Below are 14075 nucleotides of genomic sequence, written 5' to 3'. Positions count from 1 at the left end.
CCTCTCAGGAAGCGCTAACAGCCGAACCTCGCAAGACCTACCCCGATCATGGCCCCAACTTGGTCATCGTCAGGCTTCAACGACGCCACGCACCGCGCCGGGTGTGCCCATCTAGCCCGATGCTACCAAGGGGCGCACCGCCCGGGTTGCTCCGGAGCAATAATTCACCGTTCGTTCTTCGATGTTCACCGGTGGGCTAGTCGCAACCTGCTGTTCACCAGCCCGCTCTGGAGGGTTAACTACCGGCAAGTAACGTGACGATCTCTCGATACGACCCAACATCTGAGAGGCTCCCCCATGAGCACGACCCGCACCCGAGGCATCCTCACATCCGCTGCCGCCATCATGCTGACCGCAGCCGCAATCAGCGGCACCGTGGCAGCCCAGGCCGCCGGGAGCCATGACCAGCCCCGGGCCAACAACACCGAATCCGGCAGCCGCAGGGGAACGGCCACGTCGCTGGCCGAGGCGTTCAATGGTGTCGACCGGAACACCACCTGGCGGCAAACATCGAAGCTGAAGCTGAACTTCCCCACCTACCACACCGAGGGAATTGCCTACAGCCCGGACCACATCTTCCTCTCTGCCGTTCAGATCATCGAGCCGACCACGAAGTTCCAGACTCCGCAGAACGGGTTCGACCGCACTCCCGGCAAGGGCATCGGACACCTGTTCGTGATGGACAAGGCCGGCAACCTGCAAAAGGACATCACCCTCGGAGAGGGCGACATGTACCACCCGGGCGGCATCGACTTCGACGGCACCAACGTCTGGGTCCCCGTAGCCCAGTACCGGCCTGACAGCAGCGCCATCATCTACCGCGTCGACGCCAACACCCTGGACGTTCACAAGCAGTTCGAGGTCAAGGACCACCTCGGCGGCATCGTGATGGACAAGGAGAACGGTCACCTGATCGGCAACACCTGGGGCTCGCGGCGCTTCGCGGAATGGGACCTGCACGGCAAACAGCTTTCGACCTGGAAGAACCCGAACTACTTCATCGACTACCAGGACTGCCAGTACGTCCCCACCGCCCAGATGCTGTGTGGCGGAATCACCAACCTTCCGCAGGCCCCGGCCGCGGGCGGCACCGGCGCCACCTACGAGCTCGGCGGCATGGCAATGATGGACCTCAAAACCCGCAACGTTCTCCGCGACGTCCCCTTCCAGCAGTGGTCCACTGCCGGGCACGTTGCCACCCGCAACCCCTTCAAAATGACCGCCGACGGCGACCACCTCACCATGAAGGTGGCCCCCGACAACGGCGACGAAGGCAACGGCACCGAAATCCTCACCTACGAAGCCACCGCCACTCCCGCCAAGTAAAGGCGTGCGGCGACGGCGGACGGCGCATCCGCGCCGGCCGGCGGCCCGCTCAACGAACTCTTTCCCAACCTCATTCACCTCGCCCCCGGGCAATCAATGATTGGAATTCCCATGCCCCACCCAGCACAACGATTCAGCCGAAAGAGGCTTGCCGCCGCTACGAGCGCAACAGCCCTGGCGGCATCGGCACTGACAGCCGGCCTGGTCGGCGTCGGCGCCGGCCCGGCCGCAGCCGGCGAGACACACGACGGCACCGCGACACCGATCAAGCATGTGGTGGTGATCTTCCAGGAGAACGTCTCGTTCGACCACTACTTCGCCACCTACCCCAAGGCCGCCAATATTCCCGGCGAAACCCAGCAGGGCACAAGCACTAAGGCGGCCGCCTTCAGCGCGGCGAAGAACACGCCAAAGAAGATCGACACCCTGGCCACGGCCGGGCTGCTGGCACCGAACAACCCGAACGCGGCGCAGCCGTCCCGGCTCTCGCCGATGCAGGCCGTCACCTGCGACCAGGACCACAACTACGGCGCCGAACAGAAGGCGTACAACGGCGGCCTGATGGACAAATTCGTTGAAAACACCAGCCGGGACGCCTGCGGCACCAACCAGTACGGCCGGCCCGGCCTGACCATGGACTATTACGACGGAAACACCGTTACCGGCATCTGGAACTACGCCCAGAACTACGCCATGAGCGACAATCACTTCAGCACCGTGTTCGGGCCGTCCACCCCGGGAGCGCTGAACTTGGTCTCCGGCCAGACCCACGGAGCCACCGAATACACCGCGGCAGGCCAGCCCGTCACACCGGCCGGGAGCGACTACACCGTTCGCCAGCCGGACGCGAACGGCGTCGGCACGGTCATCAACGACCCCGACCCGGTCCACGACGACTGCTCGAACAGCAGCCACGCCAAGACCAGCAACCTGGCCGGCATGAACGGCAGGAACATCGGCGACCTGCTCAACGCCAAGGGCACCTCCTGGGGCTGGTTCCAGGGCGGCTTCACACCGACCACCGCCGCAACCGCCACCACCCCGGCATCGTGCCTGTCCAGCCACACGAACGCCGCCGGCGCCAGCGTCGTTGACTACTCCCCGCACCACCAGCCGTTCCAGTACTACGCCTCCACCGCCAACCCGCACCACCTGGCACCGGCATCCGACGCGGAGATCGGCCACAACGGCCAGGCGAACCATCAGTACGACCTCACCGCGTTCAACAAGGTGGTCAACACCGACAACATGCCCGCGGTGTCCTTCCTGAAGGCAGGCATGTTCCAGGACGGCCACGCCGCCTACTCTGACCCGATAGATGAGCAGAAATTCATCACCAGCACCGTCAACCAGATCCAGAAATCCAAGAACTGGGAAAACACGGCCGTCGTCCTCGCCTACGACGACTCGGACGGCTGGTACGACCACGTTGCCGCGAAGGTGAAGAACTCTTCCAACAACGCCGACGACGCCGCCTGGTGCCAGAATGCCGCGGCCGGCGGAGTGCCGATGGCCGGCGGCTACGCTGACCGCTGCGGCCCCGGTCCCCGCCAGCCCCTGGTGGTCATCTCCCCCTTCGCGAAGAAGAACTACGTGGACCACACCGAGACCGATCAGGCCTCGATCCTGCGCTTCATCGAGGACAACTGGCACACCGGCCAGATCGGCGACGCCTCTGCCGACGCCAGCGCCGGCTCGGTAAACGCCATGTTCAACTTCAGCAAGCAGCGCAACGACACGGTGCTGCTCAACGAACAGACCGGCGCCGTAGCCTCAATAACCGCCACCGGGAACGGCCGGGAAAACTCCGGCCGGTAAACTCCGCTGCGCAGCAGCATCCTGCGGCCCGGTCCGGCCTGCTCCGGCCGGGACAATAGCCGCCAGCCATGCAATCCGCTGAGAAACGCCACCCGGCAGGCCGCCGGGTGGCGTTTCTCATTGAGAACGGGTTATCGAGGTCAGCCGAGGGAATCTATCCAGGCATCAGTGGAGGTGACCTCTGCCTGCCTCGGGAAGACCTTGTCCATCAGAACACGGTGCACCTCGGTGTCAGGGTCGGCGCAGGCATCCTCTAGGACGGTGATGCGATAGTCCATATCGGCAGCCTGACGGACGGTGGAGAGCACGACGCCGCTGGTGGAAATGCCCGCAAGGACGATGTGCTCGGCCGCCGCGCCGCGGAGCAATACTTCGAGATCGCTGCCCGTGAACGCACTGATACGCCTCTTCGTGACGACGGGCTCGTCGATGCGCGGCGCCAGCGCTTCGTGCACCTGAGTGCCGGGATGTGCTTCGGTCATGGTGTCGCCGGCGTTCCGTGCGGTCTGCGAGAAGCTCTGATTTGAAGCGGCCACTTCCGGATAGCCGGGGCGGAACGCGACGCGGATGAAGAACACGGGGATCTTGGCTGCGCGTGCTGCCGTGACCGCACGCTCGGCGGCTTCAAGCGCTGCCGGTGTGCCGGCGCGCTCGACGATGCCGTACTGGAAGTCCATGGCGAGAAGAACGGTGCGGGGAGAAGTCATGGCTCCAGAATAGACAGGGTGAACCTCAGTGCTCGTTCGTTCGGTAAGGTCGGGTAATGATCCAAACTGCGGCCGAGCCGGCCCTGATGTCCTCCCACTGGCTCGGCATCCCGATCGCCGCAGCCGGGGCCGTGCTCCTCGCGCTTGGAACATTGTTCCAGCATAGAAGTATCGAAAAGCAGGGACCGGCCCCTGGGCACGCCGCCGGAAGTATGGGCGGAGGACGGCTCCAGGCGCTCGTTCGCAAGCCGGTATGGCTGGGCGGCACGGCCATGCTGGCCGTGGCAATAATTCTCCAGCTGACAAGCCTGAGGTTTTCGCCGCTGATCGTGGTCCAGCCCATCGGCGCGGTCGCCCTGGTCGTGACCACGTTGGCCACCGCCCGTACCAGTCGCAGGTCACCGGGCCGCCGCGCCCTGATAGCCGTGGCATTGTGCGTGGGCGGAGTGGGCGCCTTCGTTTCTGTCGCAGCCGTGTCCGCGCGGGACGTTGAGGTCAGCGACCGGCACCTCATCACGATCCTGGCCTTGCTCGGCGTCGTCCTGGCAGGGCTCGGGACCGGCTTCGTCCTCTGGCGGCACCGGTGGGGCGCGGTCATCTTTACATGCGGCGCCGGAATCCTGTTCGGCTTCGTGGCGGCTCTGGCCAAGACCGTCATCGCCCGGCTGTTCCAGGGCGACTTCGAATGGCTGTCCTTGACCTGCTTGGCGGGGCTGGTCATTGCCGCCCTGTCCGGAACGTTCCTGGTCCAGAACGCTCACACCCGGGGCACACCGGACCTTGTGGTCGCCGGGTTGACTGTCATCGATCCCCTGGTTGCGGTCGCCGTCGGCGTCACAATCCTCGGTGAAGCCGACGCCGCCCCGCCGCTGGCATTCGTCGCCTTTGTCCTCGCCGGCGCCACAGCAGTCGCCGGCGTCTTCCTCCTCGCCACTGTGAAGAGACCGGCTTCACGGCCTCCGAGCCGCGGTCACGGACGCGGGGCTGACCCATCCGCCGTCGGGCGCTGAAGAGTCCTGCAGGAGGCAATCCGGGCCGGGCAAGCGGCAAAGCGGCAAAGCGGACGAATCGCATCAGTTGGTTTCCACCGGCGACTCGGGCATCCGGCCCCATTCGGCCCAAGACCCTTCGTAGACGCGCACGCCCTCCCGTCCAAGCAGGTAAGTCAGAGCGAACCATGCCGTGCAGGCCCGGATTCCGATGGTGCAGTAGGGGATCACCTCTCCCTCGCCGCCGCGGTCTATCGGCGCAAAGATTTTACGCAATTCTTCAACGCCTCGGAACGCCCCGGCCTCGTTGCGCAAGCCGTCAATCGAAAGGTGGACGGCCGAGGGGATGTGGCCCGCGCGACCGCCCGGTTCGAGACCACCTGACGGCCAGAACCGCTCGCCCCGGAATTCAAGTTCACTGCGAACATCCAGAATCGTGACCGATGTTTCATCAATTGCCGCCTGCACCCGCGTCCGGTCGGCCCGGAGCCGTTCATCTTGGTCGGGCAGTCGGTACTCTGTGCGGGCCGGCGTGGTCACTTCCGTGGTCCACGGAAGCCCGGCCTCTTTCCATATGTCTCGCGAGCAGTCAAGAATGCGGACATCGGAGTGGCCGTAGAGCTTCAGCAGCCAAAAGCCCATCGCCGGTCCATAGCCGTAGAAGACCACCGTCGTGTCCGGCGCAATACCTGAACCGGCTACCAACTCGTGGACAGCGGTCTGCTCGATGAGCTGGTAGTTGCCGTCTTTCAGATCCCGGTAGACATTCCACAGCAGAGCACCCACGATGTGCCCGCGGTCATAGGCCGTCGAATTCACGTCGATCTCGATCAGACGAAGCCCTGGATCGTGCAGGTGCTCCGCAAGCCACGGCGCACCCACAAGGACCCCACCCTTGATATCGCCTGTATCGTGCATCGCCGGACCTCCTAAAGTGCGTCAACAACCGGGGACAGATCGGCCCTTCACTGAGAATCCGCACATTACTCCGCCTCCGGGCAATCCGGTACGGACAAAGGATCGTCGCGCGCAGCGGCTTCACCCGCGACGTCGCATCCAGCTTCCTGGCTGACCTCCAGAAGGAAGTCGTCTAGCTTGACGCGCTAACAACGCCGCTGCCCCACACGGGACACCCCGGGCCTTCCGCCACCAGCCCGCACATTGAAGCGGGAAGTTCTTTGATGGCCCGCACGGGCCTAAACGTCGAAGCGTGTCGGCATGTCGGCTGTTCCGCCGATCGATTCGATCACGGATCTGGCGACGTCCCGGAGCTTGGTATTGCGGGTATTGGATGCGTCCTTCAGCAACGCAAAAGCCTTCTCCGGCGAGCACCGGCTTTGCGCCATGATTGCCCCGATGGCCATGTCAATGACGGTGCGCGATGCCATCGCAGCGATCAAGTCGTCCCGGGCGTCATGGAGACCCCCGATCCTGAGGGCGAGCCGCAAGGCCTTCGATGCCTGGCGGGCGAAACTCTCCGCTTGGAGGATGTCATCAGGGCTAAACGCGGAAGCGTCCTCGGCATAAAGGTTCAGCGCGGCCCGTGTCTGGTCTTCGAGCTCCACCGGCACACCCAGAATCGACAGGTATCCCCGCCGTGCGGCGGCTTCTGAGAACGTCGTCCACTGCCGGTCGCGCGCCAGATCCCGGACGTACACGGTCTTCAGGTCCCTCATGGCCGCAAGGCAAGGACCGTCCCCGGCCGCATTCTGGATCTCATCCATCGCGAATGCCTCCGGATCGCTCGCCGCCGTCGCCGCCGGCTTCTTCCGCCTTGTGACGGTGACCCCGCAGACCACCGGCCTCCCGGGCCTGGACAACGTGTCCGCCGCGAACCGGGACAGTTCACGGAGGAAATCCTCAACATCGGCGCTCTCCAGCACCAGATCCTGAAGCTCGTCAGCTACCGCCCCATGCAGCCACAGCTCCTCCGATGCCATCCCAGCTCCTCCCCACAGGCCCATTCGGGTGAGACTACCCGGCTCGACCGGAAACATGAAGGTCCCTCTGCCGCGGGACTGACGTCCGCGGCTAACCCGCGCGGCTAAAGCGTCCGGTGGTGCTCGATGAGCCAGCGTGCCATCTGCTGGGCGCGCCGGGAAGCCAGAGTGTCCCCTTCAGTGGCCGAGATGATGGAGCCCTTCATCAGAATGTGCCAGGAGCGCGCAAACTCCTCCGGCCGGTCCAGCGCGGCTTCCTGGGCCAGGGCCTCGATGTGGCCCCTGATGCGGCTGAGATACCCGATGCTTGCCTGGCCCAGGGGGTGTCCCGGCCCCATCTCCAGCAGGACGTTAATGAACGAGCACGCTTCGAAGTCCTCCCGCTGGAACCAGTCCTCGAACACGTCAAAGACGGCCAGCAGCTGTTCTTCGGCGGTGCTGCCCCGCCGCCGCGCCTCGGCCACGATGAGGTCAACCGTCCACACCTGATCGCGCAGTTCCAGGAAGGCAAGCACTAGGGCGTCCTTGGCCGGAAAATGCCGGTAGAACGTCGCCTTGGAGACCCCCGAACTATTGATCAGCTCGTTGACGCCAACGCCGCGGATGCCGCGCCGGGAGAACAACTCGTAGGCGGTGGCGAGAATTCGGTCCACGGGATCATCGCGGCCGGCCATGGCGGTGGCGGGCAGCAACGTAGGACCGGCGTCGTAGGCAGTCATGATGCAACAGATTTTACACTGCAGCAAGGCGAACAGACTGGTCTGCCTTGGAGCCCGGCACCTGTTCCTGCGGCGGAGCGCCGGCTATGGATTAAGGACCCGGCCGGCGTCGTGCCGCGCGGAAAACCGCGTGTCCAGTGCATGAATGAGACTGCGGAGCGTGGCGGTGTCGTCAGTGTTGTTGGCGAGCCGGACGATCGCGGAGGCCGTGTGCGCCACCTTGAAGTTGTGGTGCTGGCTGTAGGCGGAAATCCGCTGAAAAGCTGCGTCCGAACCGATGTGAAGGATTCCCATGAGGATGCCCTTGGCCTGTTCGATAAGATCCCGCGTCCCTATGGCTCCGGCGATGGCCTCGCGCGAGGACCGGTCCGTTTCCACCTGAACCGTCCTGGTGAGATCGAGGATAAAACCATCGATGAACAGCGGTTTCCCGTCGCCGCCCGGCACCCCTTCCCCCACCGTCAGGACCGTGCGTTCGCGCCTGCGTGCGTCGTAAAGACGGTGGTAGCTGGCAAAGAATCCACCAGCGCGGGCCGCCTCCTCGAAAATTTCCCGGCACCTCTTCCGGTCGTTCTCATGCAGATGCGACATCATGAGGCCCGTCGTCGGCACAACCTCCCCCCGGTGGTAGCCGTGAATCCGGAAAATCTCTTCGGACCACCACAGCTCGCGGGACATCACATCGTAGTGAAAGGTTCCGGCCAAGCAGGCCTCGCCGACCAACGCGCTGGAGAACGTCTGCAGCGTTTTCAGCCGTGTCATGGACATGTCTAGCTGCCCTGGGTGAGAGTCGTCATGACCGCGGGCGGTCCGGCCGGCCGGGACGCGCGGGAGATGGTGAACAGTTGGCACATAATGGTCATCGAACCCTCCTGAAAGCGGGACAAATTCCCGGTGACGCCCTTGTCACCGGGAACAGCCTGAACCCACCCGCACAATGCCGGTCATGCGAAGGCGACCGGATCGAATTGATGAATTTATGAAAGTCTGAACTACGTCTAGCGTCTGCGCAAGAGGCAACCACGCCTCAACCGGCGACGGCGACACGACGGCGGCGCGGCGCTACGATGTACGTGCGGGTGGGCCTATCGCGGGTAGTGCGAGACAGACTTTTCTGTCTCGCACACGCTAGATTGCTGTCGGCGGGTTCCGCGCAGACGCGGGGCTCAGAACACCGAATGCGAAGGATGGAGGTCCCGATGCCGGATGATCTTCCCGCAGGCCTGGTCCTGGTAGATGTGAAGGCCGAACTCTTCAAGTCTTTGGGCCACCCGGCTCGTATCCAACTCCTTGAGATGCTCGCCGATGGGCCCGTTGCCGTGAGCAGGCTTCGCGACGACACGGGCCTGGAGCCGTCGAACCTCTCGCAGCATCTCAGTCTGCTCCGCCGCCAGCGCCTGATCGTCCCCTCAAGACGCGACGGGCGGTTGTTTTATGAACTGGCCAGTCCCGAGGTCAACGTCCTGCTCGCTGCGGCCCGCTCGCTGCTGGGTACACTCCTCCACACGAGCCGGTTGACCCTTAGCCCGCTCGGCGAAGCAGCGAACCAGGACGCAATTCGCTAGGACACCCCGTTCGCTAATTCACCCAGCTCACTAATTCGCCCAGCTCACTAGGACACCGCCTCCGCACCCCCGTCGTCCGGTTTGGTGCCCTGTGCGTGCAAAGGTGTCCGGCACGGCGCTGTTCTCGTTTGACCGGGTGTTCTTCCTATTTGACCGTCAGTGTGCCGTGCATGTTGGGGTGGTACCTGCAGTGGAAGGCGTAGGTTCCCGGCTGCGCAGGGGCGGTAAATGTTGCCGTTCCGCCGTTTTCCTTGATTTCCACATCAAAGGCCGATCCTTGGTCGGCGGTCACCGTGTGCTCGACGCTGTCCATGTTGGTCACCGTCACCTTCGCGCCGGGTGCGACCGAGACCGGGGTCTGGTAGGCGTAGTTACTGACGGTGATTCCCGACGCCGCGGCGTTCGCGGTCCCGCTTCCCGACCCTGTCATCGTCGAACCTGCCGACGCTGACGGCGCCATCGACATACTGGCCGACGTGCCGGCCGTCGTGGCGGGGGCCGACGTCGGCGTCCCGCCGCCTCCGGCACACCCGCTCAGCCCGATCAAGACTGCGGCCAGCGCAAGTACCGTCTGTGCTTTGTTGCTCGTCATGATGTGCCGTCCTCGTCGTTGGAGGGGGCTGAGAAGACAGCCCGGCTTCCTTCCATAGTGCATCCAGCGCCGCCAAAAAGCACCGGCTACACGGGAAATGGGGCCACCCGGCAGGCAGGTCCGGTCGGGCAACTGGATGCAGGCAGCCCGCCTGCTCCGCCAGGACGCTCAGGGCCGCGTCCTTGCCTCTTCCAGGTAGACCAGCAGTGCGGCCAGTTGCTCCGTTGGCCATGGAAGACCGGCGCTGAGGGAGGCGGCATTCTCCTGCCACATGGCACGGGCAGCAGTCTTGGTTTGCTCACCGGAGTGGAACATCGATCCGAGTTCGTCCCATGCCCTTGCCCACTCCCGGACCAACGGATCCGATGCCGGCGTTCCGTCCGAGACATACCGGAGGCCTTCCTCGACCAGGGCGACCCACCGGATCTTTGCAGTCTCGATGCTGCTCGCGCCGAGTTCGGCCCTCCGATCGGCCAGGTTCTGGCGCTGTTCGGGTGTGAAGTGGTTCTCGAGCACGGTGATCATCTCCAACGTTGACATGAACTGTTCGGCAGACGGCATGGCGGCCACGTCGATGCGCGAAAGCAGGTCCAGGATCCGGTCCTTGACGGTCTGGATCTGTTCGGCCTGACGGCGCATGTGCATCAACTGTGATTCCAAGACCGTGCGCATCGAGGCCAGGTCATCGGGCGGGGGCTCCAACGTTGCGGCGATGTCCGCAAGCGGGAGTCCGATCATCTGGAGCGCCCGGATCCGGTATAACCGCCGCACGTCCTGCCCGGTGTAGCGGCGGTGTCCGGCAACCGTCCGCTGGCTGGCCGGGAGCAACCCAATCTCGTCGTAGTGATGGAGCGTCCGCACCGTAACGCCGCATGCCTTGGCAAATTGGCCGATGCTCCACTGATCTACTGCCCGCGTTGTCTCCGTCATGGGACCACGGTAGATCCTCACGCCACGTGAGGATCAATACCCTTTGCCGGCCAACCTGGTGTTGAGCCGGTCCACCTCGTCGAGCACTTCGGTCGCGGCCCAGGCACGGCTTCGCTTTGACCGGGTGACGGGGGTGATCACCCCGGCGCCGGAGAGGCGCTCCAGCGCCGCATAGACGGAGCTTTCGGCAACGCCGGCAGCATGGGCGGCGCTGTGGGCCTCGAACACGGGCCGCTCCAGCAGCCACGGAATAATCCTCTCGTCCGCGGATCCCTTGCGGGGCCGGGCCAGCTCCAGCCACATGCCCGGCAGGGCATCGAGGGCGGCCACGGAATCCCTGGCTGCATCCGATGCGCGGACCGCGGAGCGGGCCAGGTAGAGCACGAACGGGTCCACGTCACCGGACCGGTAGCCGTTGAGCAGGCTGAAGTACGTGCCGACGTCGGCGACCATCGCCGACGCGATGGGCGTCACCGTGTTCTTCGTGAGCCCGCGACGCCGGGAGATCGCCCCGATAAGGGCCCGCCCGATCCGGCCGTTACCGTCGGTAAACGGATGAATGGACTCGAAGTGGGCGTGCGCGATCGCAGCCTGCGCCATGATCGGGACATCCCGGCGGTTGCAGAAGACCATCAGATCCTCCATCAGGCCCGGCACAAGCTCCGGCGGAGGAGGGACATGGATGGCCCCCCGGGGTGAATGATCGCTACCGCCGATCCAGTTCTGCACGTCCCTGAGCCTGCCGGCGTGGGGACCATCCATCGGGTCGTCCTTCATCAGGGTGAAGTGGGCGGCCAGCAGGGCTTCCAGCCGGATCTCCCCCGTGCGCCCGGCGTCGTCAATCATCGCCTGAACGGCATCGGCCGCGGCCACCATGGAGCGGGCGTCGTCACTGGCCTTGAGTCCGATCATGGCCCGCGCGTAGTCGTCACGGTTGGCGTCGACGTGCTCGATCTTGGAGGACGAGACGGCCTCGCTGCGGAGCAGGAATCCACTGATGGCGTCCATCCGGGTTTCGGCCGTGACGTCGAGGGATGCCACGGCAACGGCGGCTTCCTCGAGTGCGACAATCGTCTCCCGGCCGGGATCGAACCAGCATTCGGCGATCATGGGCGGCAGCGAGACCTCTACCTCGGTGAACTCCCGGACTTCCCGGGGCGGCCGCCCGGAGGACTTCCACGGCATGGTCTCGCTGCTGTGCGCGGGCCAGCCGCTCCTTGAACCCGGAAGCCTAAATTGCATGCTCATTATTTAGACTTTAGTAGCTAAATCTAAATAACGCGCGCGTTATTGCCCGGAAGCGTTGGTTCCTGAGCCGCGTAGTGCGGGCCGGCTTGGCGGCTCTGGGGACAGCGTGGACCTGCAGCGGCCCCATGCCGAGCCGAAGGCTACGCCTGCTGAGAGGCTTCCCTGCCAGCCGGCTGGGTGGCTTCCTGTATGACCCAGCGGTTGCCGTCAGGATCGCTGAAATAGGCGAAAGCGACTCCGCCCAGGTCCTGCACCGCGCTGATCTCCGCTCCTCGTGCGAGAAGTTCGGCGCGTGCCGACGCCATGTCCGGGACCACCAGTTGCAAGCCTTCCAGGCTGCCCGGCAGCATGCCCGTCATTCCCGTGCCAATGACGATTGAGGCGGCGGAGCCCGGGGGCGTCAGTTGGACGACCCTCATGCCGGGTATGTACTCCACGTCATGGTCTAGGGCGAAACCGAGCCGGTCTGTGTAGAACGACTTAGCTGTGTCCACATCAGTGACTGGCACTTGTACAACCTCGAGGCGCATCTCCATGCGCCTCACAGTACCCGGTACGTGGTGTGCAAGCGCAAGGGCCGAAGGCAAAATGCGACGCGCCCTGCAGGTGGCGTCGGGAGGCACCGCGGCCGCTTGATGTTCGGTGTCCGGTTCCGCGCCTTGGGAGCATGTTCGGTCAGCAGCGAGGGGCCATGCAACCTGCGACGTACAGAACGCCGCCGAGGGTGCGATCGCCTCGTACCCGGGTATCAGTTGCGCCTGTTCCGTTGAGTCCCTGGGGCCGATGTGCATGTAATCGCCAATCCGTAGCGTGAAGGGCAATGCAGGACCCCGCACACCAAACGGAATCGAGACTCGCTCATGGCTTCCCGCTCAAGACGCCTTATTCACTTCGCTCTTTCGGTGGGACTGTCCCTCCTGGCCGCCACGACGCTAGCTCTTGCAGGCGCTCGGGTCTCGGATGCAGAAACTCACGTCCGCCCGGCGCGCGAATCGCAAGACCTGCCGGCGAATCGGCCTTCTTCCTCCGGGGCGATAGTCGTAGCCGTTGTCCTGGGCGCGTCAGGCACGGTCGGAAGTGACGTTCTGGCTCCCTACGAAGTGTTTGCCAACTCCCCGAAATTCTCGGTATACACGATCGCGGCGTCCGCCGCCCCGGCCGCCGTCGACGGTGGTCCGGCGATCATCCCCACGTACACGTTCGGGGATGTTGCAGCGGGCAAGGCCCGCAAGCCGGACGTTGTGGTCGTCCCGGCCGTCGGCGCCCCGGAAGGCCCCGAAGAAGCCGCGTTGCGGGAGTGGATCGTGGAACAGTCCGGTCGCGGCGCCCGTGTCCTCGGCATCTGCAATGGGTCGATGGTTCTGGCCGGGGCGGGTCTGTTGAACGGACATAAGGCAACAAGTCATTGGTCCCGGCTGAGCACTCTCAAGCAGAGCCATCCCGAGGTCCAATGGATGGGAGGCCTGAGATTCGTCCAGGACGGCACGATCACCACCACAGGTGGAGTAACTTCTGGCATACCAGGCGCCCTGCACGTCATGGCGGACCTGGCAGGAGCCGTCGAAGCCGAACGGGTCGCCCGGCTCGTGGACTACCCGGGCTGGTCGGCCGCGGCGCCGGCCCAGATTCCCGTCCAGTCCTTCGACGCCTCGGACATTCCCGTTGGGCTCAACGCCCTCATCCCGTGGCTCCGGCCGACAATCGGCGTGGGGCTCTTCAACGGGGTGGGCGAAATCGACGTCGCCAGCGCCTTCGAGGTCTACAACATGTCCTTCGCGGCCCGGACGGTGGCGATCGCCACCAAGGGCACCGTCACCACAAAACACGGGCTGATTCTCCTGACCGTTCCGGAACGCGAGGCGCCTCCGGTGGACAAAGTGGTTGCCCCCGGGGCGGCTGGGATCCAAGACATTGATCCGCACTTGCGTGGCTGGGCCGCGTCGCGCAATGTTCCCCTCGATGCCTTTGCCGGCGCTGGCGGGGTGCTCGGATTCGACGGCGCCCTTGAGTACCTGGCAGGCCATGCCGGCAGTGCCACCGCGCTGTCCGCAGCCAAGATGATCGACTATCCCACGTCGCACCTGACCCTTCCGGCCGGAGGAACCTCTCTCCGGATTCCAGCGCTGCTCGCACTCGGCTTGCTGCTCGCCGTGCTGACGGGTTCCCTCCCGGCTATCCTTGGGTCCAGGATCCGCCGCCGCGCTGCCGGACAGCGGTCATGAAGGCGACACGGATCGGCGG

14 protein-coding genes are annotated in these 14075 nt (G+C 64.8%); 5 read left to right on the top strand and 9 right to left on the bottom strand.

Annotated features, from left to right (window positions below; translation table 11 throughout):
• The first annotated feature begins 297 nt into the window (after window positions 1–297).
• Both C8D78_RS02240 and C8D78_RS02235 read left to right on the top strand, forming a co-directional pair.
• Entirely contained in the window at window positions 298–1326 is a 1029-nt protein-coding gene (locus C8D78_RS02240) for a DUF6454 family protein (protein WP_120950236.1), read from the top strand.
• 111 nt (window positions 1327–1437) lie between these two features.
• On the top strand, window positions 1438–3144 hold the full coding sequence (locus tag C8D78_RS02235; protein ID WP_120950235.1) for a phospholipase C: 1707 nt from the start codon (window positions 1438–1440) through the stop codon (window positions 3142–3144).
• Window positions 3145–3284: 140 nt separating this feature from the next.
• On the opposite strand, the gene C8D78_RS02230 is transcribed toward C8D78_RS02235, so the two are convergent.
• Complete coding sequence (locus C8D78_RS02230) at window positions 3285–3851, bottom strand: cysteine hydrolase family protein (protein WP_120950234.1); 567 nt, start codon at window positions 3849–3851, stop codon at window positions 3285–3287.
• A 56-nt stretch (window positions 3852–3907) separates the two neighbouring features.
• On the opposite strand from C8D78_RS02230, the gene C8D78_RS02225 reads away from it, so the two are divergent.
• Window positions 3908–4861, top strand: coding sequence for a DMT family protein (locus C8D78_RS02225; protein ID WP_120950233.1), 954 nt, complete (start codon window positions 3908–3910; stop codon window positions 4859–4861).
• 63 nt (window positions 4862–4924) lie between these two features.
• On the opposite strand, the gene C8D78_RS02220 is transcribed toward C8D78_RS02225, so the two are convergent.
• The 4 genes from C8D78_RS02220 to C8D78_RS02205 all read right to left on the bottom strand — a co-directional run bounded on the left by C8D78_RS02220 (window position 4925) and on the right by C8D78_RS02205 (window position 8261).
• Window positions 4925–5758, bottom strand: a complete 834-nt coding sequence (locus C8D78_RS02220; protein ID WP_120950232.1) for a sulfurtransferase — start codon at window positions 5756–5758, stop codon at window positions 4925–4927.
• Window positions 5759–6036: 278 nt separating this feature from the next.
• On the bottom strand, window positions 6037–6837 hold the full coding sequence (locus tag C8D78_RS02215; RefSeq protein WP_244208198.1) for a GAF and ANTAR domain-containing protein: 801 nt from the start codon (window positions 6835–6837) through the stop codon (window positions 6037–6039).
• 47 nt (window positions 6838–6884) lie between these two features.
• Window positions 6885–7499, bottom strand: a complete 615-nt coding sequence (locus C8D78_RS02210; RefSeq protein WP_208641845.1) for a TetR/AcrR family transcriptional regulator — start codon at window positions 7497–7499, stop codon at window positions 6885–6887.
• 84 nt (window positions 7500–7583) lie between these two features.
• Entirely contained in the window at window positions 7584–8261 is a 678-nt protein-coding gene (locus tag C8D78_RS02205) for a PAS and ANTAR domain-containing protein (RefSeq protein WP_120950658.1), read from the bottom strand.
• Between the two features lie 437 nt (window positions 8262–8698).
• Here C8D78_RS02205 and C8D78_RS02200 point away from each other — a divergent pair, with 437 nt between their 5' ends.
• Window positions 8699–9064, top strand: coding sequence for an ArsR/SmtB family transcription factor (locus tag C8D78_RS02200; protein ID WP_120950230.1), 366 nt, complete (start codon window positions 8699–8701; stop codon window positions 9062–9064).
• Between the two features lie 145 nt (window positions 9065–9209).
• On the opposite strand, the gene C8D78_RS02195 is transcribed toward C8D78_RS02200, so the two are convergent.
• The 4 genes from C8D78_RS02195 to C8D78_RS02180 all read right to left on the bottom strand — a co-directional run bounded on the left by C8D78_RS02195 (window position 9210) and on the right by C8D78_RS02180 (window position 12370).
• On the bottom strand, window positions 9210–9656 hold the full coding sequence (locus C8D78_RS02195; protein ID WP_208641844.1) for a cupredoxin domain-containing protein: 447 nt from the start codon (window positions 9654–9656) through the stop codon (window positions 9210–9212).
• A gap of 168 nt (window positions 9657–9824) precedes the next feature.
• Entirely contained in the window at window positions 9825–10586 is a 762-nt protein-coding gene (locus tag C8D78_RS02190; protein WP_120950229.1) for a MerR family transcriptional regulator, read from the bottom strand.
• Window positions 10587–10619: 33 nt separating this feature from the next.
• Entirely contained in the window at window positions 10620–11834 is a 1215-nt protein-coding gene (locus C8D78_RS02185) for a Fic family protein (RefSeq protein WP_244208197.1), read from the bottom strand.
• A gap of 140 nt (window positions 11835–11974) precedes the next feature.
• Complete coding sequence (locus tag C8D78_RS02180; RefSeq protein ID WP_120950227.1) at window positions 11975–12370, bottom strand: VOC family protein; 396 nt, start codon at window positions 12368–12370, stop codon at window positions 11975–11977.
• Window positions 12371–12694: 324 nt separating this feature from the next.
• Between C8D78_RS02180 and C8D78_RS02175 the strand changes: the two genes are divergently transcribed.
• A complete protein-coding gene (locus C8D78_RS02175) occupies window positions 12695–14056 on the top strand; it encodes a DJ-1/PfpI family protein (protein ID WP_120950226.1) in 1362 nt (453 codons plus the stop codon).
• Window positions 14057–14075 lie beyond the last annotated feature (19 nt).

This window comes from Arthrobacter oryzae (genome assembly GCF_003634095.1).
In the GTDB taxonomy this organism is placed as follows: Bacteria; Actinomycetota; Actinomycetes; order Actinomycetales; family Micrococcaceae; genus Arthrobacter; species Arthrobacter oryzae.
Note: the sequence above shows the minus strand (reverse complement) of the source record. Positions and strands in the feature narration are given on the sequence as shown.

Coding starts and splice junctions, on each gene's coding strand:
- C8D78_RS02205 (WP_120950658.1), bottom strand. CDS start 8,261: ATGACACGGCTGAAAACGCTGCAGACGTTCTCCAGCGCGTTGGTCGGC.
- C8D78_RS02215 (WP_244208198.1), bottom strand. CDS start 6,837: ATGTTTCCGGTCGAGCCGGGTAGTCTCACCCGAATGGGCCTGTGGGGA.
- C8D78_RS02210 (WP_208641845.1), bottom strand. CDS start 7,499: ATGACTGCCTACGACGCCGGTCCTACGTTGCTGCCCGCCACCGCCATG.
- C8D78_RS02195 (WP_208641844.1), bottom strand. CDS start 9,656: ATGACGAGCAACAAAGCACAGACGGTACTTGCGCTGGCCGCAGTCTTG.
- C8D78_RS02235 (WP_120950235.1), top strand. CDS start 1,438: ATGCCCCACCCAGCACAACGATTCAGCCGAAAGAGGCTTGCCGCCGCT.
- C8D78_RS02225 (WP_120950233.1), top strand. CDS start 3,908: ATGATCCAAACTGCGGCCGAGCCGGCCCTGATGTCCTCCCACTGGCTC.
- C8D78_RS02220 (WP_120950232.1), bottom strand. CDS start 5,758: ATGCACGATACAGGCGATATCAAGGGTGGGGTCCTTGTGGGTGCGCCG.
- C8D78_RS02200 (WP_120950230.1), top strand. CDS start 8,699: ATGCCGGATGATCTTCCCGCAGGCCTGGTCCTGGTAGATGTGAAGGCC.
- C8D78_RS02185 (WP_244208197.1), bottom strand. CDS start 11,834: ATGAGCATGCAATTTAGGCTTCCGGGTTCAAGGAGCGGCTGGCCCGCG.
- C8D78_RS02190 (WP_120950229.1), bottom strand. CDS start 10,586: ATGACGGAGACAACGCGGGCAGTAGATCAGTGGAGCATCGGCCAATTT.
- C8D78_RS02240 (WP_120950236.1), top strand. CDS start 298: ATGAGCACGACCCGCACCCGAGGCATCCTCACATCCGCTGCCGCCATC.
- C8D78_RS02180 (WP_120950227.1), bottom strand. CDS start 12,370: ATGGAGATGCGCCTCGAGGTTGTACAAGTGCCAGTCACTGATGTGGAC.
- C8D78_RS02230 (WP_120950234.1), bottom strand. CDS start 3,851: ATGACTTCTCCCCGCACCGTTCTTCTCGCCATGGACTTCCAGTACGGC.
- C8D78_RS02175 (WP_120950226.1), top strand. CDS start 12,695: ATGGCTTCCCGCTCAAGACGCCTTATTCACTTCGCTCTTTCGGTGGGA.